The organism is Streptomyces sp. NPDC102406 (genome assembly GCF_044765725.1).
GTDB lineage: Bacteria > Actinomycetota > Actinomycetes > Streptomycetales > Streptomycetaceae > Streptomyces.
On record NZ_JBIWKP010000008.1, the window covers coordinates 178,364 to 204,926 of the forward strand.

Consider the following 26,563-nt stretch of genomic DNA (forward strand, 5'->3'; position numbering starts at 1 on the left):
CACAACAGGGCACGTTTTCGGTGCGGAACCGGAACCCGTCAACAGCGCCGCAGGGGGCAACCGCCATGACGACAGGTCGGCTCGGGGAGCAGGCCGCGCCGCCGAACGCGGCTTATGCCGGGCAGGTAGTGAATTTCCCTGACCCGGTCCGTGCCGCCCGGCATCCCAGGGGGGTGCGGGTGGACAGTGACGGCTATCCGGATTTCTCCGCGTACGCGCGGGCCGCGGCCGAGATCGCGGAGCCGCCCGAGGGGTTCGGTGTCGATGAGTTGCGTCTGACGGACTATGTGTCGGCGAACGCCGCGCTGGCCGCGTCCGGGCACGAGTTGTGGGACACGATCCCGGCGGTGGCGACGCCGCACGGCTGGACTTGGCACCATGTGCGCGGTTCGCGCCGCCTTGAGCTGGTCCCGGTGGAGGTGAAGGCGTTGCTGCGCCATCACGGTGGGCTGGCGACGGCCGCCGTCGATCAGCACAAGCGGGGTACGCGGCCGTTGCAGGACACCCGGCCCGCGCATTTCGGGTTGCCGAAGTCGGTGGTGGCGGTGACCGAGCAGCAGGTTCTCGGGGTTGAGGAGGACTTGGGGTATCGGTTGCCGGGTGCGTACCGGTCGTTCTTGAAGGCGGCGGGTGGGTGTGCGCCGGTGGGTGCCGCGCTCGACGCCGATCTCGGTCTGTTGATCGACCAGCCGTTCTTCACGGTGCGTGACGAGGCCGCGGTCAATGACGTGGTCTACATCAACAAGTGTCTGCGGGATCATCTGACCAAGGACTATTTGGCGGTGGGTTTTGTGCAGGGCGGCATCCTCGCCGTGAAGGTGCGGGGTGTGGCGACGGGTTCGGTGTGGTTCTGTGCGTACGACGACGCGCGGGACGGTGGTGAGTCGGCCGGCTGGTCGGTCGCCGAGCGTGTGGAGCGGTTGTTGCTGCCGTGTGGGGACGATTTCGATGTGTTCCTGTCTCGACTGGCCGGTAATCCGCCGGAGTTGGAGACGGTCGCGAACCTGATGGTGGACGGCGGTTTCGCGAGCGCCGTCCCGACGAAGAACGCGGACGAGGGGTGAGGGTCCGATGGTGACGTTCGCGCAGGCGCAGGAGCGCGCCGAGGAGTGGATCAACGGTGATGTGCCCGCGTACCAGCACCGGGAGGTGCGGGTCCGGGAGTTCGAGCTGGGTTTCGTGGTGTGGGCGGAGGACCGGGAGGCCGGTCCGGTCTCCGACGGTGGCGGGCAGCGGCTCGTGCTCGCGCGGGACAGTGGGGACGTCACGCTGTGGCCTTCGCTGCCCGTGGGTGAGGTGATCCGGCGCTACGAGGAGGAGTACGGGGTGCCGGAGGGGCCGGCCGAGCCGGTCGCTCCGCGGGCGCCTGAGCGGGTGGATCTGAATCAGACGTCGTTCTTGTTGAGTCCGCCGGAGTGGTTGCAGGAGGCGGCGGACAAGCTGGGCATTCCCGATCGCCGTGCGTCGGCCTCGTCTCCCGCTTCGGTGGCGGACGAGCCGCGGGACTCCGTTCCGGGGGTGCCGGTGGGTGCGACGCCGTGGGCCGGTACGGACACGAACGGGGTGGGTGACGAGGACGACCGTTCGGTGCCGCTGCCCGAGACGGTGTTCGCGCCGCCGCTGTCCGAGGAGGCGCCGCGGGCCGGTGCCACGCCGGACGCGAAGACCGCCTTGATCTCGGGCGGCAGTCAGCTTCCGCGTACGTCGGTGGCGCCCGCGCTGGACGAGCGGGCCGCGCCGCCTCCGCCCGCTCCGGGTGCGATGCCGCCTCCGGTGCCGGGTTCGGCTGTGCCGGGGACGCCGCCTCCGCCGCCTGCTCCGGGTCCTGTGTTGCCGCCGCCCGCGCCTGGTGCCGCTGTGCCGGGGACGCCTCCGCCGGGGATGCCTCCGCCGCCCGCTCCCGGCGCGGGGGACATCGCCGATGTCGCCACCAGCAAGGCGCAGGGTCCGGCGCGGGGTCCCGGGACGCCGCCGCCACCGGGTGCGCCCGGGGCTCCTGGGGCTCCCGGTGCTCCCGCGGGCGGCTATGTGCCGACGCAGTTGGTGTCCTCGCTCGGCCCGGACGGGCAGCCGCAGGTGCCGGGTGTGCCCGGTGCGCCGAAGCCGCCCGGTCATACGCCCCCGCCGCCCGGCGACGGGGTGCATCACGCCGCGACGATGCTGGCCGGACCGGCCGTCGGTGGTCCCGGGCAGCCCCCGCCGCCGCCCGGTCCGCCCGCCGCGCCGAGGCCGCCCGGCGCCACACCGCCGCCGCCCGGTGGCGGTGCTCCCCATGCCGCGACGATGCTCGCCGGGCCGGGGCCGCGGGGGCCCGTCGGTCCGCCGCCCGGCGCGCTGCCGCCGCCGGTGCCCGGGCAGCAGATCCCGGGCGGTCCGCCCCCGGCGGCGTACGGGTATCCGCAGCAGCCACCGGCCGGTCTGCCGACCGTGGGCCCCGGCTATCAGGCCGTGCTGCGCTACCGCGCGCCCGACGGCTCCGAGCAGCAGCTCATCCGGCGTTCCGCGCCGGGTACGCCGCACCCGGAGTGGCAGATCTTCCATGAGCTGCGGGCCATGAACATCCCGCCGGACCAGGTCCTCGAACTCCACACGGAGCTGGAGTCCTGCGCGCTGCCGGGCGCGTACTGCTCGCGGATGATTCAGGAGCAGTGGCCGCAGGCGCGGATCACGTCGATCGCGCCGTACGGCACCGATCATGCGTCGCGTCAGCAGGGCATGCAGCAACTCATCGCGCATCAGGGCGAGTTGCACCAGGTGGCGGACGGTCCGGCCCGGCCCGCGCCGGTGCGTGCGCCGCTGCCGCCCGCGCAGCCCGCGCCGCCGGTCCCGCCGGAGGGCATCGCGCAGGAGTTGGCCGCGGCGTTCGGGCCCGGGGTGTTCCGGTTCGACCAGCGGGCCGTGTCGCGGCAGGGCGTGCCGGACGTCGTGGCGCACACGCTGGTCGTGGCGGGGCTGCCGGCGGACTTCGGGCCGTTCTTCTGGGCGCAGGCTCAGCCGGGCCGTCCGGTGCCGACGCTGGCCGAGCTGGCGCAGGAGCGCGGGGTGCAGCCGGCTTCGGACGCGGGTTCGTACCTGGTGATGGGCAGTGACTTCGGCAAGGCGGTCTGTGTCCAGTACGGGACGGCGCACATCGTGGCCGTGCCGGTGGAGGCGGGGCCGGGGGGAGCGCCCGTGGCGCCGCAGTTCGTGAACAGCGGGCTGCCGGAGTTCGCCCGTTCGCTGGGGCTGTTGGGGCGGATGTGGCGGCTGCGCTTCGGTCTCAATCCGGAGCAGGCGGGCCGCTGGACCGTCGACTTCCAGGCGCAGCTCAACATGATCGACCCGGCGGCGCTCGGTTCGCCCGAGACCTGGTGGTCTGTGTTGCTGGAGCAGATGTGGGACGGTCTGCTGTAGCGCCGCGGCGCGGCATCCGACCGGGGCGCTCGACCTGCGGGATCGGTCGGGCGCCCCGATCATGCGCTCATGGCAGGCACACGGAGGCGGACCGGGGCGGCGCGGAGGCGGCGCCTGCCCCGGCGCGTCCTGGTGACGCTGCTTTTGGTCCTCGTGGTGCTGCTCGGATATGGCACCGGCCTGTATTTCTGGGCCGATTCGAAGCTGCGGACCACGGACGCCTTCGGGGCCGACGCGGGCCGTCCGGCGGCGGGCTCGGGCACGGACTGGCTGCTCGTCGGTTCGGACTCGCGGGCCGCCCTGAGCCCCGAACAGCGCAAGGAGCTGCACGTCGGCAATGACGGTGGTCTGAACACCGACACGATCATGCTGCTGCACCACGGCGCCACGGGCCCGTATCTGATCTCGATTCCGCGCGACTCCTACGTGCCGATCCCCGGCCACGGCCGGGGGAAGATCAACTCGGCGTACGCGCTGGGCGGCGCCGAGTTGCTGACCCGGACCGTCGAGCAGGCGACCGGTCTGCGCCTCGACCACTATGCGGAGATCAACTTTCTGGGTCTCGTGGACGTCGTCGACTCGCTCGGCGGTGTCCGTGTCTGCGTACCGCGGGGGGGTCTGCACGACGAGAAGTCCGGTGCCGACTTCGACGCGGGTTGTCAGCACATGACCGGGGTCCAGGCGTTGCGGTTCGCGCGGGCCCGCTACTCCGACCCGCGAGGGGATCTGGGGCGTGTCGAGCGGGAGAGGCGGTTGGTGGACGCGATCGCGCACAAGGCGCTGGGTCCCGCGGTGCTGCTGCCGCCGTGGAGGCTGGTGCCGTTCCTGCGGGCCTCACTGGGTGCGATCACCGTCGACACCGGTAGCGGTGTCGGCGCGCTGGCCGTCATGGGCCGGGACATGTCCTCGCTGGACCGGACGGCGACCGTGCCGGTGGCGGGCGAGTCGTACGTCTACGGTGCCGGTGATGTCGTCGAGTGGGACCGGAGCAAGGCCGAGCGGCTGTTCGCGGCGTTGCGCGAGGACACCGCGATTCCGACTTTCGACACCAATTGACGCATCCTTGACCGGGTGGGTCGAGTCGTGTGGCACGTGTGTCGTGTTGCGGACGCTTCCGGTCGGTCCATCAGGATGTGCGCCCTTCGCGCAGAACATCGCACGGGTTGGAGGAACGAGATGAGCGGTGCAGCAGGCGCATCGGCGTCGCCGTACGGGTTCGTCGTCGTACGAGGCCGTGGCTACCGCCCCGAGCAGGTGCAGGCCAGGGTCGCGGAGCTGTCCGGCGCCCTGGCCGACGCGCGGGACCGGGTCGCCCGCCTGACCGCGCGCGCCGAGGAGCTTGAGGTGGAGGCCGAGCGGCTGCGCGGGGTCGTCGCCCACCTCGCCCCGCAGACCTACGAGACGCTCGGCAGGCGCGCGCAGTACCTGCTGGAGCTGGCCGAGGAGGAGGCCGCCGCCGTCCGGTACGCGGCGCAGACCGAGGCCAACGCCCTGGCCGAGGCCGCGGCCGTGGCGGGGCGTGCGGCGCGGGACGCCGCGCGGGCCCATGCCGACGAGGTGCTGGCCGAGGCCGACGCGTGGGCCCGGCGCCGGGAGGAGGAGACGCGGGCCCGCGCCGACGAGATCCGGGCCGCCGCGCGGAGCGACGCGAAGGAGACCGGGGAAGAGGCCCTGGGCGTGCTGCGCGAGGCACGCGAGCGCGGCGAGCGGCTTCTGGCCGAGCAGGCGGAGGAGCACGCCGAGCGGACCGAGAGGTTCGAGCGGGAGAGCGCCGGGATCGAGGCCGCCGCCGACGCGCGGGAGACCGCGTCCCTCGACGCGGCGCAGGAGCGGCTCTCGGCGGCGAGGCGGGCCCTCGCCGAGGCGGGGGAGGCCGCCCGGCACCGTCAGGAGGACGCCGAGGCCGCCGCGGCGGAACTGCTCGCACGGGCGCGGGCCCAGGAGGAGAAGATCACTCGGGAGACGGAGCGGCTGCTGCGCGAGCACGACGAGGCGCGGGACGAGCTGCGCGCCCACATGGACCACGTGCGGAACTCACTGGCGTCGCTGACGGGGCGGGCCACGGCGGAGTAGAGCGCCCCTTGTGGAGCGCCCCTCAGGCGGGGTGCGGCAGCGGGCGCAGCCGGACGGTGGCCGCCACGGGCTCGGCTCCGGCCGGGTGGTGGCGGCGCCGTTCGTAGGGGGCGATCAGTTCCTGGATCCCGGCCGCGAGCGCGTCGGTCTCGTCGGGGGTCAGATGCAGTGCGGCGCTCAGGGTCCGCTCGGTGACCCGCACCGACTGGCGCGGGTCGTCCCAGCGCAACCGCCACGGCCGCGCCCGCCCGCCGCTGTGGGAGGCCTCCTCGATGAGGCCGTGCCGGGCGAGCTGGCGCAGGTGGAAGGAGCACAGTCCCGAGCTGTGGCCGAGGCGGGCCGCGGCCTGCGAGGACGTGAGGGTGCCGAGTTCGGCCAGCAGGTCGAGCAGGGCGATGCGGACGGGGTGGTCGGGCAGCGGGCGCGCGGCCCGCCCCGCCGCTCCGGTCACTTCTTCCTCGATCACTTCTTCCTCAGTCACTTTGCAAAGGGTGCTACTTTGCAAAGCGTTTGGTCAAGTGCTGAAGGGCGACGAGGAGTTGACGGCAATGGGTGAGGGGCTGCGGCCGGAGGTCGAGCGGGGCACGGTACGGCGCATCACGGTGGTCGGTGAGGAGGTGCTGCACCGCCCCTGCAAGCCGGTCACGGACGCGCAGTTCGGCACGCCGGAGCTGTCGCGTCTGATCGACGACATGTTCGCCACGAACCATGTCGCGCACGGGGCGGGCCTCGCGGCCAACCAGATCGACGTGGACCTGCGGCTGTTCGTCTGGGACATCGAGGACGACTGGGGTGTCCGCCACGTCGGCCACATCGCCAACCCCGTCCTGGACGAGGAGCCCCTCGCCGGGCGCAGACTCGTCGAGGAGATGGAGGGCTGCCTGTCGGTGCCCGGCCCCTACAAGCCCCTGGCACGCCCCGACCACGCGGTCGTCCGGGGCAAGGACAAGGACGGCAACGACCTGGTCGTCGAGGGCCGCGGCTACTTCGCCCGCTGCCTCCAGCACGAGACGGACCACCTGCACGGCCGCCTCTACATCGACCGGCTCGGCAAGCGGGAGCGCCGGGAGGCGCTGCGGGAGATGGCGGAGCTGCGGGACGAGGTGTTCGCACGGCGCGCGGCCGTCGCGGAGCGGCTCGGCAAGTGAGCCCCGCCGCTCAGCGCCGGCCCTTCTCCCGCCGCACCGCGCCCGCCAGGATCCACTCCTCCACCGCCTCGTACCGGCGCCGCTGCTCCGCGGCCCTGCGCGGCGGTGTCAGGACGGTGCCGAGCCAGCCGAGGAGGAAGCCGAGCGGGATGGAGGCGAGGCCCGTCGTCGTGAACGGGAACCAGTTGAAGTCCCGGTCGGGGAAGGCCGAGGCCGGGGTGCCCGAGACCAGGTTGGTGCCCGTCATCAGAACCAGGCACGCCGCGGTGCCGCCCAGCAGCGTCCACAGCAGGCCCGCGCGCGTGAAGCGGCGCCAGAACAGGCTGTAGACCAGGGCGGGCGCCAGGGCCGAGGCGCCCAGGCAGAAGGAGAGCGTGACCAGCGGCTGGAGGTTGCGGTGCTGGACCAGGGTGGCCAGCGCGATGGCGGGCGCCCCGACCGCGAGCGCCGCGACCCGCACAGTCCGCAGCTCCCCGCGCTCGGTCGACTGCCGCCTGCCGTACGCGAACACGTCGTGCGCAAGGGAGTTCGCGCAGGCCAGGATCATTCCGGCGACCGAGGCGAGCAGCGTGAGGAACAGGGCGGTGGTGACCGTCGTGAAGAGCAGCGACTCCGTCGTGGACGCCGACGGGCCGAACGCCGCCCGCGCGCCCAGCAGGTACGCCGTGTTGCCCTGCGCGTCGGCCGCCACGATCGCCGCCCGGCCCAGCAGCGCCGTCGCGCCGATCCCGACGACGGAGACGATCAGGACGAAGACGCCCACCGACGACACCGCCCAGGACATCGAGCGCCGTACCTCGCGCGCGTGCCGCGCCGTGTACATGCGCATCGTGACGTGCGGCAGGCATGCCGCGCCGAGGACCACCGTGAGCTGGGCGCTGATCATGTCGAGGCGGGGGCTCGGGCCGCCCGCGAACTGCAGGCCGGGGGTGAGGAAGGCGCGGCCCTCCCCGCTCTGCCGTGCCGCCGTCGCGAGGAGTGTGCCGGGGTTCCAGTCGAAGCGGTGCAGGATCAGGGCCGCGACGACGACGCCCGAGCCGAGCAGCATCACCATCTTCACGATCTGGATGACGGCGGTGCCCTTCATGCCGCCGATCGCCGCGTAGCTGATCATCAGCGCGCCCACGGCGACGACGCAGCCGGTCTTGAAGCCCTCGCTGGTGAAGCCGAGCAGGAACGCCAACAGATCGCCGGTGCCCGCCAGTTGGACCAGCATGAGGGGGAGGAGCGCGATGAGGGTGGTGGCGCAGGCGGTGACGCGTACCGCCCTGCCCGGCATCCGGCGGGCCAGCGCGTCGCCCATCGTGAACCGGCCCGCGTTGCGCAGCGGTTCGGCCAGCAGGAACATCAGGAGCGTCAGGGAGAGCGCCGTGCTGAGGGCGAGGACCACGCCGTCGTAGCCCATGAGCGCGATGATGCCGCCGGTGCCGAGCACGGTCGCCGCCGAGATGTAGTCCCCGGCGATGGCCAGGCCGTTGCCCATCGGCGTCAGCCGTCCGAAGCCGGTGTAGAACTCCTCCAGGTCGTCGCGGTCCGGGCCCGTCATGACGCACAGCAGGAGCGTGACCGTCGCCACGGCCGTGAAGGCGACCAGCGACATCGACTCCGCTGAGGGGCCGCTCATCGCCCGCCGCCCGACGGGCGCCTGCCCTGCCGTCGCAGCCGGTGGGCGAGCGGGTCGACGCGGTGCCGGGCCGTGTACTCGTACAGCACCAACGCCACGCAGGTGACCGGGAGTTGGCACAGGCCGATGAGGAGGCCCGTGGAGAGGCCGCCGGTGGCGGAGCGGTTCATCACGGCCGGGGCGAACGCCGACAGGAGCAGGAAGAGCGTGAAGTAGCCGAGCGCGGTCAGGGTGGCGACGCGGCGCAGGCGCCGGTAGGCGGTGCGCAGCAGGACCAGTTCGTGGCTCGGGCCGCCGGGCGGGGGCAGGTCGGGGTGGCGGGGGAGGCGGCGGGCCGGGGAGCGGTAGGCGGGGGAGGGGTGCGGCATCCCGTTCTCCTTGCGCGGCTCGGGCCCGCCGGGGACGGGCGGACCGCGGGGAGTGCGTGAGGAGCCGGAACGTTACTCGGAGGTACGCGCGCGGGCGAGGGTTCGCGCGAACCGATCGGAGGCTCCCCGGGCCGGAGCCGACCCTGAGAGCGGGTCCGGGCGGGGGCCGTCTCTCCCTTAGGGGTATCTCCGTACAGCGGACCGGGGACCGCTCGTCCCCCTGGAGGACGAGCCGGGCGGGGGGTTCTTCCTACCGTCGGGGGGTGGGGTTTTCCCCCGGGAAAGACGGTGACTTCCACCAGCGCGCCCGGGGCCCCGCGTCACCAGACTTGGACGTACCGCAGAGCACTGCGGACGGGCGGGACCGACATAGGAGAAACACCGTGACAACGGCTGTGACCATTCCCAGGCACGGGGGCACTGGAGGGCGAACGGCTGTTGCCGCGCGGGCGCGGCAGGTCGTGAAGGCGTACGGGTCGGGGGAGACCCGCGTCGTCGCGCTCGACCACGTCGACGTGGACGTCGCCCGCGGGCAGTTCACCGCGATCATGGGCCCGTCCGGGTCCGGCAAGTCGACGCTGATGCACTGCCTGGCCGGGCTCGACACCGTGACCTCCGGACAGATCCACCTGGACGACACGGAGATCACCGGGCTGAAGGACAAGAAGCTCACGCAACTGCGGCGCGACCGGATCGGGTTCATCTTCCAGTCGTTCAACCTGCTGCCCACGCTGAACGCCCTGGAGAACATCACGCTCCCCATGGACATCGCGGGCCGCAAGCCGGACCGGAAGTGGCTGGAGCAGGTCGTGGCGACCGTCGGGCTCGCCGGTCGGCTCAAGCACCGGCCCACCCAGCTCTCCGGCGGCCAGCAGCAGCGCGTCGCCGTGGCCCGCGCGCTGGCCGCCCGGCCCGAGATCATCTTCGGTGACGAGCCCACCGGCAACCTGGACTCCCGGGCGGGCTCCGAGGTCCTCGGCTTCCTGCGCCGCTCCGTGGACGAGCTGGGCCAGACCATCGTGATGGTCACCCACGACCCGGTCGCCGCCTCCTACGCCGACCGTGTCCTGTACCTGGCGGACGGCCGCATCGTCGACGAGATGCACCGCCCGACCGCCGAGGCCGTCCTGGACCGGATGAAGGACTTCGACGCCCGGGGGCGTACGTCATGAGCGCCAACACCGTGCTGAAGACGTCGCTGCGCAACTTCGTGGCGCACAAGGGCCGGATGGCGCTCTCCGCGGTCGCCGTCCTCCTGTCGGTCGCCTTCGTCTGCGGGACGCTCGTGTTCACGGACACGATGGACAAGACGTTCGACAAGCTGTTCACGGCCACCGCGGCCGACGTCACCGTCAGCCCGAAGGACTCCGGGACCGAGGGCACCGCGACGGGCCGCCCCGAGTCGCTGCCCGCCTCCACGCTCGATGCCGTGCGCAAGGCCGACGGCGTCAAGTCGGCCGAGGGCGCCGTCAGTTCGATGGACGTGACCGTCGTCGACTCGCACAACGAGAACATGGGTTCCGAGAACGGTGCCCCCACCATCGCGGGGAACTGGACCAGGAACGACCTCCGCTCCATGGAGATCACCTCCGGACACTCCCCGCGCGGACCGACCGAGCTCATGATCGACGCGGACACCGCGGACAAGCACCACCTGAAGCTCGGCGACGAACTGCGCACCATCGCCGCCACCGGCGACTTCAAGGCGAAGATCGTCGGCATCGCCTCCTTCACCGTCACCAACCCGGGCGCGGCCGTCGTCTACTTCGACACCGCCACCGCCCAGCGCCGACTCATCGGCGCGACCGGCCGGTTCACCCAGATCAGCGCCACCGCCGAGGACGGTGTCAGCGACACGAGGCTGAAGCGGAACGTCGCCGCGGAACTCTCCGCGGGCGCCACCTACAAGATCCAGACGCAGCAGGAGGCCGCGGACGCCAACGCCTCCGACGTCTCCTCCTTCATGGACGTCATCAAGTACGCGCTGCTCGGCTTCGCCGGGATCGCGTTCCTCGTCGGCATCTTCCTGATCATCAACACGTTCTCGATGCTGGTCGCGCAGCGGACCCGGGAGATCGGCCTGATGCGGGCCATCGGTTCCTCGCGCAAGCAGGTCAACCGCTCGGTCCTGGTCGAGGCGCTGCTCCTCGGCGTCGTCGGCTCCGTCGTCGGGGTCGGCGCCGGTGTCGGACTCGCCGTCGGCCTGATGAAGCTGATGTCGGCCGCCGGCATGGACCTGTCCACCGACGACCTCACCGTGAGGTGGACGACGCCCGCGATCGGCCTGCTCCTCGGCATCGTCGTCACCGTCCTCGCCGCGTACCTGCCCGCACGCCGGGCCGGGAAGGTCTCCCCGATGGCGGCCCTGCGCGACGCGGGCACCCCGGCCGACGTCAAGGCCGGCGTCGTACGCGCCGTGCTCGGGCTCGTCCTCACGGGCGGCGGCGGCTTCGCGCTCTACCTCGCCGCGCAGGCCGACAAGGCGAGCCAGGGCTCCCTGTGGCTCGGCACCGGCATCGTCGCCACCCTCATCGGCTTCGTCGTCATCGGCCCGCTCCTCGCCGGGATCGTGGTCCGGGTGATCAGCGCCGTCCTGCTCCGCTTCTTCGGCCCCGTCGGACGGATGGCCGAACGCAACGCGCTGCGCAACCCGCGCCGCACCGGAGCCACCGGCGCGGCCCTCATGATCGGGCTCGCCCTCGTCGCCTGCCTCTCCGTCGTCGGCTCCTCGATGGTCGCCTCGGCCACCGACCAGCTCGACAAGTCGGTCGGCGCGGACTTCATCGTCGAACCCAGCAACGGCACCATCACCCCGCAGGCCGCCGCCGCCCTGAAGAAGGTCACGGCGTCCGGCGACATCGCCCACGTCACCGAGGTCAAGTACGTCAAGACGACGCTCACCACCCCGGGCGGCACGAAGGAGAAGGAGGAACTGGTCGCGGCCAGCCCCTCCTACGCGCAGGACCTGCGCCGCGAAGCGACCTCCGGGACGCTGAAGGCGGCGTACGGGGCGGACGCCATGTCCGTCGGCTCCGACTTCGCCAAGAAGAACGGCGTCAAGGTGGGCGACGCGCTGACCGTCGCCTTCGAGCACGGCCGCACCGCCAAGCTCAAGGTCGCCGCGATCACCTCCGACGACACCGTCTTCGACAAGGGCGCGATGTACACCAACATCGCGACCGCCACCCGGTACCTCCCGGCGGACCGGGTCCCGCTGAACGGCATGATGTTCGCCAAGGCCGCCGACGGCAAGGCGGACCAGGCGTACAAGGAGCTCAAGAAGTCCGTCGCCGCCGACCCGACCGTCAAGGTCAAGGACCAGACCGACTACAAGCAGACCCTCAAGGACCAGATCGGCCAGCTCCTCAACATGATCTACGGGCTCCTCGCCCTCGCGATCATCGTCGCGGTGCTCGGCGTCGTGAACACCCTCGCCCTCTCGGTGGTCGAGCGGACCCGCGAGATCGGCCTGATGCGCGCCATCGGCCTCTCCCGCCGCCAGTTGCGCCGCATGATCCGCCTGGAGTCGGTGGTCATCGCCCTCTTCGGCGCCCTGCTCGGCCTCGGGCTCGGCATGGGCTGGGGCGCGACGGCCCAGAAGCTTCTGGCCCTGGAAGGACTCGGCGTCCTGGAGATCCCCTGGCCGACGATCCTCTCGGTCTTCGTCGCGTCGGCCTTCGTGGGCCTGTTCGCGGCGCTGGTGCCCGCGTTCCGGGCGGGCCGGATGAACGTCTTGAACGCCATCGCGACGGATTAGTCGTCTGGTGGGAAACGCTGAGGGGCCCCGCGCAGGCGGGGCCCCTCAGCATTGGTCATGAGATGCGTCCGACGGCCAGGACGACGACGGTGATGGTGCCGTCATCGATCTCGTACAGGAGGCGGTACCGGCCGACGTGCATACGCCGCAGCTCCGGGGACCCGTATGCGGTCGTACCGAGCGGGCGTGGGTCGTCGGCGAGCATGTCGGCGGCGACGTAGACCTGCCGCAGGCCGTCGGGGCGGGTCGTCCTTGAGGAAACGGACGGCGGTGTTGGTCGCTCACTCGTGCCAGACGACCTGGTAGCTCACGCACGCTCCAGGCCGAGCAGCTTGCCGACCTCTTCGTGCGGTACACCGACGAACGTCCCTGCGGCCTTCTCGGCGCGGTACTGGGCCGCGGCCAGCTGTTCCTCCAGCTCCAGTACCCGTTCCTCCAGCTCCGCCAGCTCGTTGGGGTTGACGAAAACCGTCGCGGGCTGTCCGTGATCCGTCACTATGATGCGCTCTCTTCCTGCGCCTTCGGTGCGGTCCCTCGATCGGGCGACCGTCACCCCGGCGACGTACCCTGGAACCCCCGGCCCGTTCGACGTGTCGGGTATCTCGCGTTGCCCACCCCTGGACGGGAAAGGCCAAGCCCCACCCATGAGCCTGTACGGACTGCTCGACGCCGTCGTCAAGGACGCGGCCCTCACCGAAGCGGTGAAGGCCGCCGGCGACGGCAACCGGATGCACATCGACCTCGTGGGCCCGCCCGCGTCCCGCCCCTTCGCCGTGGCCGCCCTCGCCCGCGAGACGAAGCGGACCGTCCTCGCGGTCACCGCCACCGGACGCGAGGCCGAGGACCTGGCCGCCGCCCTGCGCTCGCTGCTCCCCGAGGACGAGGTCGCGGAGTTCCCGTCCTGGGAGACGCTGCCGCACGAACGCCTCTCCCCGCGCTCCGACACCGTGGGCCGCCGCCTCGCCGTGCTGCGCCGCCTCGCGCACCCGCGCGCCGACGACCCCGAGACCGGCCCGGTCTCGGTCGTCGTCGCGCCCGTCCGCTCCGTCCTCCAGCCCCAGGTCAAGGGGCTCGGCGACCTGGAGCCCGTCGCCCTGCGCAGCGGACAGAGCGCCGACCTGAACGAGACCGTCGAGGCGCTGGCCGCCGCCGCGTACGCGCGCGTCGAACTGGTCGAGAAGCGCGGCGAGTTCGCGGTGCGCGGCGGCATCCTCGACGTCTTCCCGCCGACCGAGGAACACCCGCTGCGCGTCGAGTTCTGGGGCGACGACGTCGAGGAGATCCGCTACTTCAAGGTCGCCGACCAGCGCTCGCTGGAGATCGCCGAGCACGGCCTGTGGGCCCCGCCCTGTCGTGAGCTGCTGCTCACCGACGACGTACGCGCGCGGGCGGCGGACCTCGCCGAACTCCACCCGGAGCTGGGCGAACTCCTCGGGAAGATCGCCGAGGGCATCGCCGTCGAGGGCATGGAGTCCCTCGCGCCCGTCCTCGTGGACGACATGGAGCTGCTGCTCGACGTGCTGCCCGAGGGCGCGATGGCGGTGGTCTGCGACCCCGAGCGGGTGCGCACCCGCGCCGCCGACCTCGTCGCCACCTCGCAGGAGTTCCTCCAGGCGTCCTGGGCGGCGTCGGCGACCGGTGGCGAAGCCCCCATCGACGTGGGCGCGGCCTCCCTGTGGGGCATCGCGGACGTCCGGGAGCGGGCGCGCGAGCTGGGCATGATGTGGTGGTCGGTCTCGCCGTTCGCGGCCGATCTGGACCTGGACGCGGACACCCTCAAGCTGGGCATGCACGCCCCCGACACCTACCGCGGCGACACCGCGAAGGCCCTCGCCGACACCAAGGGCTGGCTCGCCGACGGCTGGCGCACGGTCTACGTCACCGAGGGGCACGGCCCTGCGGCCCGCACCGTCGAGGTGCTGGGCGGCGAGGGCATCGCCGCCCGCCTCGACAAGGACCTCGACCAGCTCGCCCCGTCCGTCGTGCAGGTCTCCTGCGGCTGCCTCGAAGTCGGCTTCGTCCACCCCGAGCTGAAACTCGCCGTCCTCACCGAGACCGACCTGACCGGCCAGAAGACCGCCGGCAAGGACGGCCAGCGGATGCCCGCGCGGCGCCGCAAGACCATCGACCCGCTCACCCTGGAATCCGGCGACTACATCGTGCACGAGCAGCACGGCGTCGGCCGCTACATCGAGATGGTGCAGCGCACCGTCCAGGGCGCGACCCGCGAGTACCTCGTCGTCGAGTACGCGCCCGCCAAGCGCGGCCAGCCCGGCGACCGCCTCTACATCCCCACCGACCAGCTCGAACAGATCACCAAGTACGTCGGTGGCGAGTCCCCGACCCTGCACCGCCTCGGCGGCGCCGACTGGACCAAGACCAAGGCGCGCGCCAAGAAGGCCGTCAAGGAGATCGCCGCCGACCTGATCAAGCTGTACAGCGCGCGCATGGCCGCCCCCGGCCACGCCTTCGGCCCGGACACGCCCTGGCAGCGCGAGCTGGAGGACGCCTTCCCGTACGTGGAGACCCCCGACCAGCTCACCACGATCGCCGAGGTCAAGGAGGACATGGAGAAGACGGTCCCGATGGACCGTCTGATCTGCGGCGACGTCGGCTACGGCAAGACGGAGATCGCGGTGCGCGCCGCGTTCAAGGCGGTCCAGGACGGCAAGCAGGTCGCGGTCCTCGTGCCCACGACGCTCCTCGTGCAGCAGCACTTCGGCACGTTCTCCGAGCGCTACGCCCAGTTCCCGGTCAGCGTGAAGGCGCTCAGCCGCTTCCAGACCGAGACCGAGTCGAAGGCGACCCTGGAAGGGCTGCGCGACGGCTCCGTCGACATCGTCATCGGCACCCACCGCCTGTTCTCCTCCGAGACCAAGTTCAAGGACCTGGGCCTGGTCATCGTCGACGAGGAGCAGCGCTTCGGCGTCGAGCACAAGGAGCAGTTGAAGAAGCTCCGCGCGAACGTCGACGTCCTGACCATGTCCGCGACCCCCATCCCCCGTACGCTCGAAATGGCCGTGACCGGCATCCGCGAGATGTCGACGATCACCACGCCGCCCGAGGAGCGCCACCCGGTCCTCACCTTCGTCGGCCCGTACGAGGAGAAGCAGATCGGCGCGGCCGTCCGCCGCGAGCTGCTGCGCGAGGGCCAGGTCTTCTACATCCACAACCGCGTCGAGTCCATCGACCGGGCGGCGGCCAGGCTCCGCACCATCGTCCCCGAGGCCCGGATCGCGACGGCCCACGGCCAGATGTCCGAACAGGCCCTGGAACAGGTCGTGGTGGACTTCTGGGAGAAGAAGTTCGACGTCCTCGTCTCGACGACGATCGTCGAGTCCGGCATCGACATCTCCAACGCCAACACGCTCATCGTGGAGCGCGGCGACAACTTCGGGCTCTCCCAGCTCCACCAGTTGCGCGGCCGGGTGGGGCGTGGCCGGGAGCGCGGCTACGCGTACTTCCTGTACCCGCCGGAGAAGCCGCTCACGGAGACGGCCCACGAACGCCTCGCGACCATCGCCCAGCACACGGAGATGGGCGCCGGCATGTACGTCGCGATGAAGGACCTGGAGATCCGCGGCGCGGGCAACCTCCTCGGCGGCGAACAGTCCGGGCACATCGCGGGCGTCGGCTTCGACCTCTACGTACGGATGGTCGGCGAGGCCGTCGCGGACTACCGGGCCTCCATCGAGGGCGGCGTGGAGGAGGAGCCGCCCCTGGAGGTCAAGATCGAGCTGCCGGTCGACGCGCACGTCCCGCACGACTACGCGCCCGGCGAGCGCCTGCGCCTCCAGGCGTACCGTGCCATCGCCTCCGCCACCACGGAGGACGACGTCCGCCAGGTCCGCGAGGAGCTGACCGACCGCTACGGAAAGCTTCCGGAGCCGGTCGAGAACCTTCTACTGGTCGCGGGGTTGCGGATGCTCGCCCGCGCCTGCTCCGTCGGCGAGATCGTCCTCCAGGGCAACAACATCCGGTTCGCGCCGGTGGAGTTGAGGGAGTCGCAGGAGCTGCGCCTCAAGCGGCTGCACCCCGGCACGGTCATCAAGCCGGCCTCGCACCAGATCCTCGTACCGCGCCCGAAGACGGCGAAGGTGGGCGGAAAGCCTTTGGTCGGGCGGGAGTTGCTGTCGTGGGTCGGTGAGTTCCTGACGACGATCCTGGGCTCGTAGCCGGACGGGACGCGGGGTGGCGCTCCGGCGCCCGGGGCGGCATCGTCTGCCCCGGGCATCGGCTCAGATGTGATCATGCTTTCGGTACGGTGACGGAGGTCGTGAGCGACCCGAAGGGGAGGGAGTGCCGTGGTGCGAGGCGCTGGGCGGAAAGCGGCGGTCGTCCTGTTGGCCGCGGTGGCCGTCACCGGATGCAAGGCCGAGACGGACAGGGCGGGCGGCGACCCGGGACCGGAGCCCCAGGGCAAGGCGGGCAGCGCGCTCGCCGCGGTCGACACGCTGACGGTCAAGGGCCGCGCCCCGAAGACCGGCTACGCGCGCGAACGGTTCGGCACCGCCTGGGCGGACACGGACTCGAACAGTTGCGGAACCCGCGACGACATCCTGAAACGCGACCTGACCTCCGTCCGCTACGCCGACGGGGACTGCAAGGTCGTCTCCGGCACGCTCGCCCCCGACCCCTACGGCGGCAAGGACATCACCTTCAGGCGCGGGCGCAGCAAGGTCGACATCGATCACCTCGTCGCCTTGTCCGACGCCTGGCAGAAGGGCGCCTTCCGGTGGGAGCCGAGCAAGCGCATCGCCTTCGCCAACGACCCGCTGAACCTGCTCGCCGTGGACGCGACGCCCAACCGCAGCAAGGGTGACGGGGACACGGCCACCTGGCTGCCGCCCAACAAGGGGTACCGGTGCACGTACGTCGCCGGGCAGGTCGCGGTGAAGAAGAAGTACGGGGTGTGGGTGACCGCCGCCGAGCGGGACGCCATGAAGAAGGTGCTGGGCACCTGCCCGGGGCAGAAGCTGCCGACCGGGGGAAATCCGACTGCGGCGCCGCCACGGTTCCATGCACGATGACGGTATGGACGCGCGGCAAGAACCCGAACTGACCGTCACCACCCTCGCGGAGCGTCCCGAACTCGCCGCGGCGATGTGGACGATGCCGGACAACTGGCCGGTCTTCGCCGTGCAGGACCCGGTCGCCCTGCTGCTGATGCCCTGGGTCCGTGCCGAGTTGCCCGAGTACGTGCTGGTCGCCACCGACGCCGAGGGGGCCGTCGTGGCCCGCGGTTTCAGCGTGCCGTTCGCATTGCGCGCCGAGGGGCGCGGAGAGTTGCCCGACCGGGGCTGGGACCAGGTGCTCCAGTGGGCGTTCGCCGACCGGGAGAGCGGTCGCGCCCCGGACACCGTCAGCGCCATCGAGATCACCGTCGTGCCGGGGATGCAGGGCAGGGGCCTGTCCGGGCGGATGCTCGCTGCGATGCGGGAGAACGCGCGGGGCCGGGGCTTTCGCGAGGTCGTCGCGCCGGTGCGGCCCAGCGCCAAGCACGTGGAGCCCGCCGTGCCGATGAGCGAGTACGCGTACCGGGTGCGGGAGTCGGACGGTCTGCCGAGCGATCCCTGGCTGCGGGTGCACGCGCGCGCCGGGGCCGTCATCGGCAAGGTGGCCCCCGCCTCGATGGCCGTGTCCGGGTCGCTCGCGCAGTGGCGGGCGTGGACCGGTCTCCCCTTCGACACCGCGGGCGCCGTGGAGGTGCCCGGTGCCCTGGTGCCGGTGCGCTGCGAACCGGAGCACGACCACGCCGTTTACGTCGAGCCGAATGTGTGGATGCGGCACGCGCTGTGAGCGCGGGCCGCATCCGTCGGTGCTCGGGAGTGCCAGGGACGGTTACAGCTTCAGGTCCCACTGCGTGGCGTCGTACTCGAAGCTGGGCGTGACCTCGACGGTCAGGTTCTTGGCCGCGGCCGGGGTGTCGAAGGCGTAGACGACCGTGGCCTTCTTGCCCGGCAGGATCGTGCCGTCGAAACCGGTGCCCACCTTCTCGTCGAAGATCTGCTCGGCGTCGACCCCGTCCTGTCCGGCGCGGGCGTCGGTGCTGAGCAGGGACGAGTCGAACTTCTCCTTGCTGTCGTTGGTGACCGTGACAGTGACCTTGTAGGCGTGGTGGCCCTTGGTGTGACCGGCCGCGTACTCGCTCGGGCTGTACGCCACCGCGTTCGACACCGACACCGTCAGGTCGTCGTCGTAGATCACGGAGTCGCCCGCGTCGAGGGCCTTGGCGGCGGGCTTCTTGTCGTCCTTGTTCGCGCCGCCCTTGCCCGCGTCCTTCGCGTCGCCGGACGTCTTGGTGTCCTTGGCCTTCGTGTCGGAGATGGACTTGTTGATGTCGTCCACCGCGTCGTCGACGGCCTTGAACGTGGTGTAGGCGCCGAAGACGGCGAGGCCGAGGGAGACCAGCGCGAGGATCACGCCGGTCAGCGCCACGCCCTTGTTCGTGGCCTCGCCGCGCTTGGCGCGGCCACGGCCCGTCAGGCCCAGGATCAGAGCGATCACGCCGAGGATGCCGGCCAGCCAGAACATGAACGGGATGAGGCCGGACAGCGCGCCGATGACACCGAGGATCAGCGCCGCCGTGCCCAGCCCGTTCCGCGCGGCCTGGTGCGGCTGCTGCTGGAACGGCGGGTACTGCGGCTGCTGCTGGGTCTGGGACATGGATTCCTCCGAGATGAGAGACGCCAACCTCCCCCCGGCTTTCCGTGTATCCGGCGGTTGGCTGGGTTAAGCAGACCACAGCCTGTGAACCGAGTCAACCGTGTTCACGGTCGTTGATGGGTGCGGGCCTGTGAACCGGGTTCTTATGTCGAAGTCGATAGGCTCGGGTGTACACACATCGCCACGAGGGGAGACGCCGCGGTGCAGGACAACGCGACAGAAGTGACGGCGGCCGGTATCGCCCGGCTCGCCGGAGTGGGCCGGGCCGCGGTCAGCAACTGGCGGCGCCGCCACGCCGACTTCCCCAAGCCCGTCGGCGGCACCGACACCAGCCCCTCCTTCGCGCTCGCCGAGGTGGAGGACTGGCTGCGCGCCCAGGGCAAGCTCGCCGAGGTCCCCCTGCGCGAGCGCGTGTGGCAGCAGCTCGCGGGACACCCGGCGGGCCCGGTCACCGCCCTGCTGCACACCGGAAGCGCCCTGCTCCTCGTGCACGACCGGCCCACCGAATGGCTCGCCCTCGCACGCACGGACGACGACCACGCCCTGGCCGCCCTGCTGCCCGCCGCCCTCGAAGGCGTCCTCACCCCCCGCTTCGGACACGCCACGGAACGCGCCCTGCCCACCCCGGCCGCCTCCGACCTGCTGCCGTCCGTGCCCCTGCTGCGCGGCGCCGCCGAACTCGCCGCCGAGCGGGGCGCCCGCTCCACCTTCGCCTTCCTCCTCGGCCGCCACCTCGACGCCAACCCGCGCCAGTACACCCTGACCCCGCCGGGCCCCGCCGAGCTGATGGCCGCCCTCGCCGGACCGGCGGCCACCGCCCTCGACCCGGCCTGCGGCACCGGCGCGCTCCTGCACGCCGCCCGCGCCCTGGACCCCCGCCCCGGACAGCGCCTCTACGGCCAGGACGCCAGCGCCGAACTCGCCGCGCTCACCGCGCTGCGCCTGGCCCTCGACGGACAGGACGGGGAAGTGGCCGCCCCCACCCTGCGCACCGCCGCCGCCGACACCCTGCGCCACGACGCCCTCAGCGACGTACGGGCCGACGTGGTGCTCGCCCACCCGCCGTTCAACGAGCGCGGCTGGGGCCACGACGAGCTGGCCTACGACCCGCGCTGGGAGTACGGCTTCCCGGCCCGCACCGAATCCGAACTGGCCTGGGTGCAGCACGCGTTGGCCCGCCTCAAGGACGGCGGGACGGCGGTGCTCCTGATGCCGCCCGCCGTCGCTTCCCGCCGCTCGGGCCGCCGCATCCGCGCCGATCTGCTGCGCCGCGGCGCCCTGCGCGCGGTCGTCGCGCTGCCCGCGGGCGCCGTCCCGCCGAACAACATCCCGCTGCATCTGTGGGTCCTGCGCAGGCCCACCGCCCACCTCCCGGCCGCGCCCGAGCTGCTGCTCGTCGACACGACCTCGCAGCCCGCCGCCGGTGACGTACGCGAGAAGCAGCCCTGGGCCGACGTGCAGGAGGCCGTGCTCGACGCCTGGCGGGTCTTCGACCGCACCGGATCACTGGCGGAGCGCCCCGGGCTCGCCCGGTCCGTGCCCGTCATCGAACTGCTCGACGACGAGGTCGATCTCGCGCCCGCCCGCCGCCTGCCGCCACCGACCGCGGGCGGCGGCACCGCGGAACTGGCCGACGTGCGCGAGCGGCTGGCCGACACCCTGCGCCTGACCACGAGACTCGCCCCGAAGGACGCGGACCGGGCCGCGTCCCCCGCGCGCTGGCCGCAGACCACGATCGGCGAACTCGCGCGCGCGGGCGCCCTCACCCTGCACACGGCCGCGACAGCCGCGACGGCCGCCACGGTCACCACGGCCGCCGCCTCCGGCCGCAGTGGCGGCCACGCGCGCGTGCCCGTGCTCACTGACCACGACGTGCTCACCGGCACCGCCCCCTCGGGGACTCCCGGCGCCGCCGCCGTCGACGGCGATCCGTTCCTCCTGGAGAGCGGGGACGTCGTGGTGCCCGTCGTCGGCGGCGGCGCCGTCGCGCGCGTCGTCGACGAGGCCACCGCGGGCGCCGCCCTCGGCCGCGGCCTCGCCCTGCTCAGGCCGGACCCGGCGGCGCTCGACCCGTGGTTCCTCGCCGGGTTCCTGCGCGGCACCGCCAACAACCGGCAGGCCAGCAGCTACGCGTCCACCGCGACCCGGCTCGACGTGCGCCGCCTCCAGTTGCCGCGCCTGCCCCTGGCCGAACAGGCCCGCTACGGCGCCCGGTTCAGGTCCCTCGCCGCCTTCGAGGACGCGCTGCGCCTCGCGAGCCGGCTCGGCGAACAACTCGTCCAGGGCCTCCACGACGGCCTCACCGACGGCGTCCTCGAACCGGAGTGAAGCGGAGTGCGTACAACCCGGGGCCGGTTGTCCTCGTCGACCTATACGCTCGGAGCAGTACGCACTTCGCACGCAGGCACCCACCAGCAGGAGCAGTCATGCACGGCCACGGCTTCGCGCCCCCGCCCAGGCTCCCCTCGTCCGGAGCGCAGGCCGGTATGCGCGTGCTCTTCGTGGCCATCGCCGTCCTGACCGTCGGCTTCCTCGGTTTCGCGCCGATGCTGCGGCTCGCCCTGACCACCCGCCGCAAGGTCGACATGCGGGTCTTCATAGCCGTGGCCGCGGTCCAACTCGTGTGCTGGGCAGGCGTGTTCAGCGACCCGGGCGGCGAGGAGTTCACCACGTGGTACGGGAACACGGGGATGGGCCTCATGCTCGTCAACATGGTGGTCTCCGTCACGTACTACCTGGTCGCCGACATCCGCCACGCCCACCGCGACCGGCCCCTCGCGGGCCCGGCCATGTACGGCATGCCGCGCGCGCAGCAGCCGTACGGCTACCCCCAGCCCCAGCCCCAGCCGCAGACGCAGCCGTACGGACAGCCGCGGCCCCAGGCGCCCACCCCGCCGATGCACGCGATGCCCACCCAGGCCGCGGCCCCCACGCCCGTGCCCGCCCCGCCGCCCACGGCCCCGCGCCCCCAGACCCCGCCGCAGCCGCCGCACCGCATCGACCAGGTCCGCGCCGAGCTGGACGAGCTGAGCGACTACCTGCGCAAGCGGGAGGACGGCGGCCGGTGACCATCCCGCCTCCTCCGACGGCGAGCGGCGGCCGGGTCATCGCCGGACGCTACGAACTGTCCACGCTCATCGGCCAGGGCGGCATGGGCCAGGTCTGGACGGCGTACGACAAGCGCCTGGACCGCCGCGTCGCCGTCAAACTCCTGCGCCCCGACCGGGTCGCGGGCGCCGAGGCCGACGAGCTGCGCCGCCGCTTCCTGCGCGAGTGCCGCGTCACCGCGCAGGTCGACCACCCCGGCCTGGTCACCGTGCACGACGCGGGCAGCGAGGGCGAGGACGCCTCCTCGTTCCTCTACCTCGTCATGCAGTACATCGACGGCTCCGACCTCGCCGACCACCTCGCCGAGCACGACCCGTACCCATGGCCCTGGGCCGTCTCGGTCGCCGCGCAGCTCTGCGCCGTGCTCTCCGCCGTGCACGCGGTGCCGATCGTCCACCGGGACCTCAAGCCCCGCAACGTCATGGTCAAGAAGGACGGCACGCTCACCGTCCTCGACCTCGGTGTCGCCTCCGTCATGGACACCGACACCACCCGCCTCACCCACACCGGATCACCCATCGGCACCCCCGCCTACATGGCGCCCGAGCAGGCCATGGGCGGCGCCGTCGGCCCCTACACCGACCTGTACGCCCTCGGCGTGCTCCTCTTCGAACTGCTCAGCGGCGACGTCCCGTTCGCGGGCACCACCGCCCTCGGCATCCTCCACCGCCACCTGTACGAGCCCCCGATGCCGGTGCGACGCCTGCGCCCCGAGGTCCCCGAGGCGCTGGAGAACCTCGTCCTGCGCCTGCTCGCCAAGGACCCCCAGCACCGGCCGGCCTCCGCCCAGCAGACGTACGAGGAACTGCTCCCGCTGCTGCCCGCGCGCGGGGTGCCCACCGGCCATCCGCTCGACCCGACCCGCCCGTTCCTGCGCCCGCACGCGCCCTGGCCGGACCGGGCGCGCACGCCCGCACCGCAGCCCGACGGATCCGACGTCCAGGGCGAGCGCCCCGACGTCGCCCGCGCCGTCGACGAGGTCAAGCGCCTCCTCGGCGAGGGCCGCATCACGCAGGCCGTCGACATCCTCGGCGCGATCCTGCCCGCCGCGGCCGAACAGCACGGCGAGCACTCACCCGTCGTCCGCACCCTGCGCAAGCAGTACGCGGCCACGCTCATGGACGACGGGCAGTACCGCCGCGCCCTGCCCGAGCTGCGCCGCCTCGCCGACGAGCGCGCCGCCGAGGCGGGCCACGCCGACCCGCAGTCGCTCCAGTTCCGCTACGAGGCCGCCCAGTGCCTCGAAGCCCTCGGCGAACCGGCCGCGGCGCTCGCCGAGTACCGCTCGCTGCTGCCGTACTACGAGAACCAGTACGCGACCACGGACCTGCGCCTCGCCCTCGACGTGCGCCGCCGCATCGGCCAGTTGCTGCTGGCCGTCGGTGACCGGGGCGCCGCGCACGAGACCCTGATCCGCCTCCTGCACGACGCGGAGCGGCTGCACGGGCCCGGCCACCCGTTCCCGGCGGAGGTCCGCCGCACGCTCCAGTGGCTGGGACAGGTCCGGGGCTGAGCGGGTCCGCGCCGAGCGGCTATCTTTCGTAGCCGAAGATCTTCCTAGCCGAAGATCACAACCGACAGCACACAGGGGTGGGGATCTCATGTCCGGATCGAGGAGCGCCGAGCAGGGCGGCAAGGGCGGCAAGGGGAGCCACAGACTCTCCAGGCGGAACCGTCACATCGCGTGGGGCACCGCGGGCGCCGTCGTCGTCGCGGGCGCCGCGTTCGCCGCGACCAGCGCCTCGGCGGCCACGACGTGGCCCGCGCAGAAGACGTTCACCGGCCGCGCCTTCGACACCTGCACCGCGCCGTCCGCCGCCGCGATGAAGGCATGGCGCACCGGCTTCTACGGTGCGGCGGCCGTCTACATAGGCGGCAAGAACCGCGGCTGCGCCCAGCCCAACCTCACCAAGTCCTGGGTGAAGACGGTCAGTACGCAGGGCTGGAAGCTGATCCCGCTCTACGTGGGCGCCCAGCCGCCCTGCCAGACGGGCACTAGGAACGAGAAGATGACCACGTCGAACGCGGCCTCGCTCGGCACGGCGGACGGCAAGGACGCCGTCGCCAAGGCCGCCGCGCTCGGCATGAAGGCGGGCAGCGCGCTCTACCTCGACATGGAGCCGTACGACATCAAGAACGCGTCCTGCAACAAGGCCGTGCTCGACTACGTACGCGCCTTCGACAAGGTCCTGCGCGGCAAGATCTACCGCGCGGGCTACTACGGTTTCAGCAGCTCCAGCGCCGCGGCGATCGCCACCGCGAAGGACCGCACCGACCTGCCGGGCAACCTCTGGTACGCCAAGTGGGACAAGGTCAACACGACGACCTCCGACTGGCCCTGGTCGGCGTCGCTGTACACGAACCACAGCCGCGCCCACCAGTACATGGTCAACAGCAAGGAGAAGCGCGGCGCCTACACGATCACCGTGGACCGCAACGCGTGGGACGCCCCGGTGGCGATCATCGGCTGAGCGCGGGCGTTCGTACCTCAACTCGCGGCGAATCGTTGTCGAATAGGTGGCCGAGCCAGCGGCCACCTCCTACCATCGATCACGGACTTTGTGCACCGACGCACAAACTCGCCGCAGGGAGGCTCACCTTGCACCGCCGCACCAGCAGCCGTCGCCGTACCGCGCTCGTCCTGTCCGCCACCGCCCTCGCCGCGGTTCCCGCCCTCACCGCCTGCGGAAGCGACGCGCACCCCGGCGCCGCGGCCGTCGTCGGCGGTCAGCGCATCACGGTCTCCCAACTGGAGACCCGGGTCAACGAGGTGCGGGACGCGCAACAGGCCGCGACCACCGACCGCGCCCAGTACCAGGAGGCCATCGCCAAGACCGGTGGCCTCACCCGCAACACGCTGCACACGATGGTCCTCGACCGGGTGCTGCACCGCGCCGCCACCGACGCGGGCGTCACCGTCACCCGCAAGGAGATGCAGGACATGCGGGCCGGCCTGGAGCAACGGGCGGGCGGCGCGAAGCAGTTGGAGAACGCCTGGCTCGGGCAGTACAGCGTCCCGCCCAAGCGGCTGACCGAGAGCCTGCGCACCGAGATCGAGGCGCAGAAACTGGCGACCGCGCTCGGCGCCGACATGCAGACCCAGGAGGGGCAGGCCGTGTTCTGGAAGGCGCTCGGCAAGGCGTCCAAGGAACTCGACGTCGATCTGAACCCGCGCTACGGCGCCTGGAAGGTGTCCCCCACGAGCCGCCTGGTGGAGGCCAGGACGCCCTGGCTCAAGCAGGTCACCCGGCAGCCGGCGGACACCCCGCAGGGCGCCTGAGGCCCTGAGCCACCGCCGGGCGCGGGGACTGTCGGTGGCCTGGGTTACGTTCGGGTGGTGAACGTTTCAGGGATGCACGGCACCAGCAGCGACACCGACGGCGGGGCGAGCGGCGGCGCGGGCCGCATCGTCCTGCTCACCACCAGCCACCGCGTCGCCCCGGGGCTGCTGTCCTGGCAGGCGTGGGACGTCCTGCGCGGCGCGGACGAGGTGCTGTGCGCCGACGCCGCGCACCCGCAGCTCCCGTACCTGAAGGACGCCGGCGTCGAGGTCACCCTCGCGGCGGAGCTCCCCACCGCCCGGGACCTGGTCGACCGGTGCGCGGACGGCGACCGCACCGTCGTCGTCCTGACCACGGCCGAGGGCGACCGGCGCCTCACCGACGGCCTGGCGTCGCTGGCGGGCTCGGGCCGCGTCCAGATGCCGTCCCTCGAACTGCTTCCCGGCTCCTACGACCTGCCGGGCGCCCGCCTCCTCGACCTCGTCCAGGTCATGGACCGTATCCGCCGTGAGTGCCCGTGGTCGTCCGGGCGCACCCACGAGGACCTGGCGAAGTACGCGATCGAGGAGGCGTACGAGCTGGTGGAGGCGATCGAGACGGGCGACCGCGCCGAGCTGCGGGAGGAGCTGGGCGACGTACTCCTCCAGGTCGTCTTCCACGCCCGCATCGCGCAGGAGGCGCCCGGTGAGCCCGGGGGGACGGGTGAGCCGGGGGAGCCGGATGAGTTGGGTGAGCCGGGCGAGGACGACGGGCCGTTCTCGATCGACGACGTGGCGGGCGGCATCGTCACCAAGCTGATCCACCGCCACCCCCACGTCTTCGGCGAGGAGACCGCGACCACGCCCGAGGAGGTCAAGGAACACTGGCTGCGCACGAAGGCGCAGGAGAAGCAGCGGGCGTCGGTGACGGACGGGGTCCCGGTCGGCCAGCCCGGCCTGGCCCTCGCGGCGAAGCTCGGCTCGCGCGTGCGGACGGCGGGCCTCGACGTCCCCGCCCCGGCGGGCGAGGGCGTCGGCCCCGAACTCCTGGCGCTGGCGCTCCGCGCGGAGGCGGCGGGCCTGGACCCCGAGGCCGAACTCAGGGCGGCGGCCCGCGCCTACCGCTCGGCGATCCGCTCCGCCGAGGGCCTGGCGGACTGACCCGCC

Annotated in this window: 22 protein-coding genes; 16 read left to right on the forward strand and 6 right to left on the reverse strand. The window is 72.3% G+C overall.

Going from position 1 to position 26,563, the window contains the following annotated elements; all coding sequences use genetic code 11:
* Positions 1–65: 65 nt before the first annotated feature.
* The 4 genes from ACIRF8_RS28295 to ACIRF8_RS28310 all read left to right on the forward strand — a co-directional run bounded on the left by ACIRF8_RS28295 (position 66) and on the right by ACIRF8_RS28310 (position 5,466).
* Positions 66–1,064, forward strand: a complete 999-nt coding sequence (locus tag ACIRF8_RS28295; RefSeq protein WP_404219129.1) for an SMI1/KNR4 family protein — start codon at positions 66–68, stop codon at positions 1,062–1,064.
* A 7-nt stretch (positions 1,065–1,071) separates the two neighbouring features.
* On the forward strand, positions 1,072–3,393 hold the full coding sequence (locus ACIRF8_RS28300) for an SUKH-4 family immunity protein (protein WP_404219131.1): 2,322 nt from the start codon (positions 1,072–1,074) through the stop codon (positions 3,391–3,393).
* Positions 3,394–3,462: 69 nt separating this feature from the next.
* On the forward strand, positions 3,463–4,449 hold the full coding sequence (locus tag ACIRF8_RS28305) for an LCP family protein (RefSeq protein ID WP_404219133.1): 987 nt from the start codon (positions 3,463–3,465) through the stop codon (positions 4,447–4,449).
* A 120-nt stretch (positions 4,450–4,569) separates the two neighbouring features.
* The gene (locus ACIRF8_RS28310; RefSeq protein WP_404219135.1) at positions 4,570–5,466 is read left to right on the forward strand and encodes a cellulose-binding protein; all 897 of its coding nucleotides are present in this window, start codon (positions 4,570–4,572) and stop codon (positions 5,464–5,466) included.
* A 22-nt stretch (positions 5,467–5,488) separates the two neighbouring features.
* Here ACIRF8_RS28310 and ACIRF8_RS28315 read toward each other — a convergent pair whose 3' ends face one another.
* Positions 5,489–5,947 (reverse strand): helix-turn-helix domain-containing protein, encoded by a 459-nt coding sequence (locus tag ACIRF8_RS28315; RefSeq protein ID WP_404219137.1) that lies wholly within the window; start codon positions 5,945–5,947, stop codon positions 5,489–5,491.
* A 67-nt stretch (positions 5,948–6,014) separates the two neighbouring features.
* Between ACIRF8_RS28315 and def the strand changes: the two genes are divergently transcribed.
* Positions 6,015–6,614: a peptide deformylase gene (def, locus tag ACIRF8_RS28320; protein ID WP_404219139.1), complete on the forward strand. Its 600-nt coding sequence runs from the start codon at positions 6,015–6,017 to the stop codon at positions 6,612–6,614.
* A gap of 10 nt (positions 6,615–6,624) precedes the next feature.
* Here the strand turns inward: def and ACIRF8_RS28325 are convergent, their stop codons facing one another.
* Both ACIRF8_RS28325 and ACIRF8_RS28330 read right to left on the reverse strand, forming a co-directional pair.
* Positions 6,625–8,238, reverse strand: a complete 1,614-nt coding sequence (locus tag ACIRF8_RS28325; RefSeq protein WP_404219141.1) for a cation acetate symporter — start codon at positions 8,236–8,238, stop codon at positions 6,625–6,627.
* A complete protein-coding gene (locus tag ACIRF8_RS28330) occupies positions 8,235–8,606 on the reverse strand; it encodes a DUF485 domain-containing protein (RefSeq protein ID WP_404219143.1) in 372 nt (123 codons plus the stop codon). The genes ACIRF8_RS28325 and ACIRF8_RS28330 overlap by 4 nt, the downstream gene beginning before the upstream one ends.
* A gap of 383 nt (positions 8,607–8,989) precedes the next feature.
* Here ACIRF8_RS28330 and ACIRF8_RS28335 point away from each other — a divergent pair, with 383 nt between their 5' ends.
* On the forward strand, positions 8,990–9,778 hold the full coding sequence (locus ACIRF8_RS28335) for an ABC transporter ATP-binding protein (RefSeq protein WP_404219145.1): 789 nt from the start codon (positions 8,990–8,992) through the stop codon (positions 9,776–9,778).
* Entirely contained in the window at positions 9,775–12,363 is a 2,589-nt protein-coding gene (locus tag ACIRF8_RS28340; protein WP_404219147.1) for an ABC transporter permease, read from the forward strand. The genes ACIRF8_RS28335 and ACIRF8_RS28340 overlap by 4 nt, the downstream gene beginning before the upstream one ends.
* Before the next feature lie 55 nt (positions 12,364–12,418).
* Here ACIRF8_RS28340 and ACIRF8_RS28345 read toward each other — a convergent pair whose 3' ends face one another.
* Both ACIRF8_RS28345 and ACIRF8_RS28350 read right to left on the reverse strand, forming a co-directional pair.
* On the reverse strand, positions 12,419–12,568 hold the full coding sequence (locus ACIRF8_RS28345) for a type II toxin-antitoxin system RelE/ParE family toxin (RefSeq protein WP_404219149.1): 150 nt from the start codon (positions 12,566–12,568) through the stop codon (positions 12,419–12,421).
* Positions 12,569–12,670: 102 nt separating this feature from the next.
* Positions 12,671–12,859: a type II toxin-antitoxin system prevent-host-death family antitoxin gene (locus tag ACIRF8_RS28350; RefSeq protein ID WP_404219151.1), complete on the reverse strand. Its 189-nt coding sequence runs from the start codon at positions 12,857–12,859 to the stop codon at positions 12,671–12,673.
* Between the two features lie 148 nt (positions 12,860–13,007).
* On the opposite strand from ACIRF8_RS28350, the gene mfd reads away from it, so the two are divergent.
* From mfd to ACIRF8_RS28365, 3 genes are all read left to right on the forward strand, one after another.
* Positions 13,008–16,538 carry a transcription-repair coupling factor gene (mfd, locus tag ACIRF8_RS28355; protein WP_404219153.1) on the forward strand — a complete coding sequence of 1,177 codons (3,531 nt, stop codon included), beginning with the start codon at positions 13,008–13,010 and terminating at the stop codon, positions 16,536–16,538.
* Between the two features lie 129 nt (positions 16,539–16,667).
* Entirely contained in the window at positions 16,668–17,393 is a 726-nt protein-coding gene (locus ACIRF8_RS28360) for an HNH endonuclease family protein (protein ID WP_404219155.1), read from the forward strand.
* Between the two features lie 4 nt (positions 17,394–17,397).
* Positions 17,398–18,162 (forward strand): N-acetyltransferase, encoded by a 765-nt coding sequence (locus ACIRF8_RS28365; protein WP_404219157.1) that lies wholly within the window; start codon positions 17,398–17,400, stop codon positions 18,160–18,162.
* A 42-nt stretch (positions 18,163–18,204) separates the two neighbouring features.
* Here ACIRF8_RS28365 and ACIRF8_RS28370 read toward each other — a convergent pair whose 3' ends face one another.
* Positions 18,205–19,029 (reverse strand): DUF4190 domain-containing protein, encoded by an 825-nt coding sequence (locus ACIRF8_RS28370; protein WP_404219159.1) that lies wholly within the window; start codon positions 19,027–19,029, stop codon positions 18,205–18,207.
* 201 nt (positions 19,030–19,230) lie between these two features.
* Between ACIRF8_RS28370 and ACIRF8_RS28375 the strand changes: the two genes are divergently transcribed.
* The 6 genes from ACIRF8_RS28375 to ACIRF8_RS28400 all read left to right on the forward strand — a co-directional run bounded on the left by ACIRF8_RS28375 (position 19,231) and on the right by ACIRF8_RS28400 (position 26,557).
* A complete protein-coding gene (locus ACIRF8_RS28375) occupies positions 19,231–21,357 on the forward strand; it encodes an N-6 DNA methylase (RefSeq protein ID WP_404219161.1) in 2,127 nt (708 codons plus the stop codon).
* Positions 21,358–21,455: 98 nt separating this feature from the next.
* On the forward strand, positions 21,456–22,097 hold the full coding sequence (locus tag ACIRF8_RS28380) for a hypothetical protein (protein ID WP_404219163.1): 642 nt from the start codon (positions 21,456–21,458) through the stop codon (positions 22,095–22,097).
* Between the two features lie 56 nt (positions 22,098–22,153).
* Positions 22,154–23,650 carry a protein kinase gene (locus ACIRF8_RS28385; RefSeq protein WP_404219369.1) on the forward strand — a complete coding sequence of 499 codons (1,497 nt, stop codon included), beginning with the start codon at positions 22,154–22,156 and terminating at the stop codon, positions 23,648–23,650.
* An 88-nt stretch (positions 23,651–23,738) separates the two neighbouring features.
* Positions 23,739–24,608, forward strand: a complete 870-nt coding sequence (locus ACIRF8_RS28390) for a glycoside hydrolase domain-containing protein (protein ID WP_404219165.1) — start codon at positions 23,739–23,741, stop codon at positions 24,606–24,608.
* A 128-nt stretch (positions 24,609–24,736) separates the two neighbouring features.
* Positions 24,737–25,417: a SurA N-terminal domain-containing protein gene (locus ACIRF8_RS28395; RefSeq protein ID WP_404219167.1), complete on the forward strand. Its 681-nt coding sequence runs from the start codon at positions 24,737–24,739 to the stop codon at positions 25,415–25,417.
* 72 nt (positions 25,418–25,489) lie between these two features.
* Entirely contained in the window at positions 25,490–26,557 is a 1,068-nt protein-coding gene (locus ACIRF8_RS28400) for a MazG family protein (protein WP_404219371.1), read from the forward strand.
* Positions 26,558–26,563: the final 6 nt, after the last annotated feature.

Coding starts and splice junctions, on each gene's coding strand:
- ACIRF8_RS28330 (WP_404219143.1), bottom strand. CDS start 8,606: ATGCCGCACCCCTCCCCCGCCTACCGCTCCCCGGCCCGCCGCCTCCCC.
- ACIRF8_RS28300 (WP_404219131.1), top strand. CDS start 1,072: ATGGTGACGTTCGCGCAGGCGCAGGAGCGCGCCGAGGAGTGGATCAAC.
- ACIRF8_RS28365 (WP_404219157.1), top strand. CDS start 17,398: ATGGACGCGCGGCAAGAACCCGAACTGACCGTCACCACCCTCGCGGAG.
- ACIRF8_RS28325 (WP_404219141.1), bottom strand. CDS start 8,238: ATGAGCGGCCCCTCAGCGGAGTCGATGTCGCTGGTCGCCTTCACGGCC.
- ACIRF8_RS28390 (WP_404219165.1), top strand. CDS start 23,739: ATGTCCGGATCGAGGAGCGCCGAGCAGGGCGGCAAGGGCGGCAAGGGG.
- ACIRF8_RS28370 (WP_404219159.1), bottom strand. CDS start 19,029: ATGTCCCAGACCCAGCAGCAGCCGCAGTACCCGCCGTTCCAGCAGCAG.
- def (WP_404219139.1), top strand. CDS start 6,015: ATGGGTGAGGGGCTGCGGCCGGAGGTCGAGCGGGGCACGGTACGGCGC.
- mfd (WP_404219153.1), top strand. CDS start 13,008: ATGAGCCTGTACGGACTGCTCGACGCCGTCGTCAAGGACGCGGCCCTC.
- ACIRF8_RS28400 (WP_404219371.1), top strand. CDS start 25,490: ATGCACGGCACCAGCAGCGACACCGACGGCGGGGCGAGCGGCGGCGCG.
- ACIRF8_RS28340 (WP_404219147.1), top strand. CDS start 9,775: ATGAGCGCCAACACCGTGCTGAAGACGTCGCTGCGCAACTTCGTGGCG.
- ACIRF8_RS28345 (WP_404219149.1), bottom strand. CDS start 12,568: ATGCTCGCCGACGACCCACGCCCGCTCGGTACGACCGCATACGGGTCC.
- ACIRF8_RS28310 (WP_404219135.1), top strand. CDS start 4,570: ATGAGCGGTGCAGCAGGCGCATCGGCGTCGCCGTACGGGTTCGTCGTC.
- ACIRF8_RS28305 (WP_404219133.1), top strand. CDS start 3,463: ATGGCAGGCACACGGAGGCGGACCGGGGCGGCGCGGAGGCGGCGCCTG.
- ACIRF8_RS28295 (WP_404219129.1), top strand. CDS start 66: ATGACGACAGGTCGGCTCGGGGAGCAGGCCGCGCCGCCGAACGCGGCT.
- ACIRF8_RS28380 (WP_404219163.1), top strand. CDS start 21,456: ATGCACGGCCACGGCTTCGCGCCCCCGCCCAGGCTCCCCTCGTCCGGA.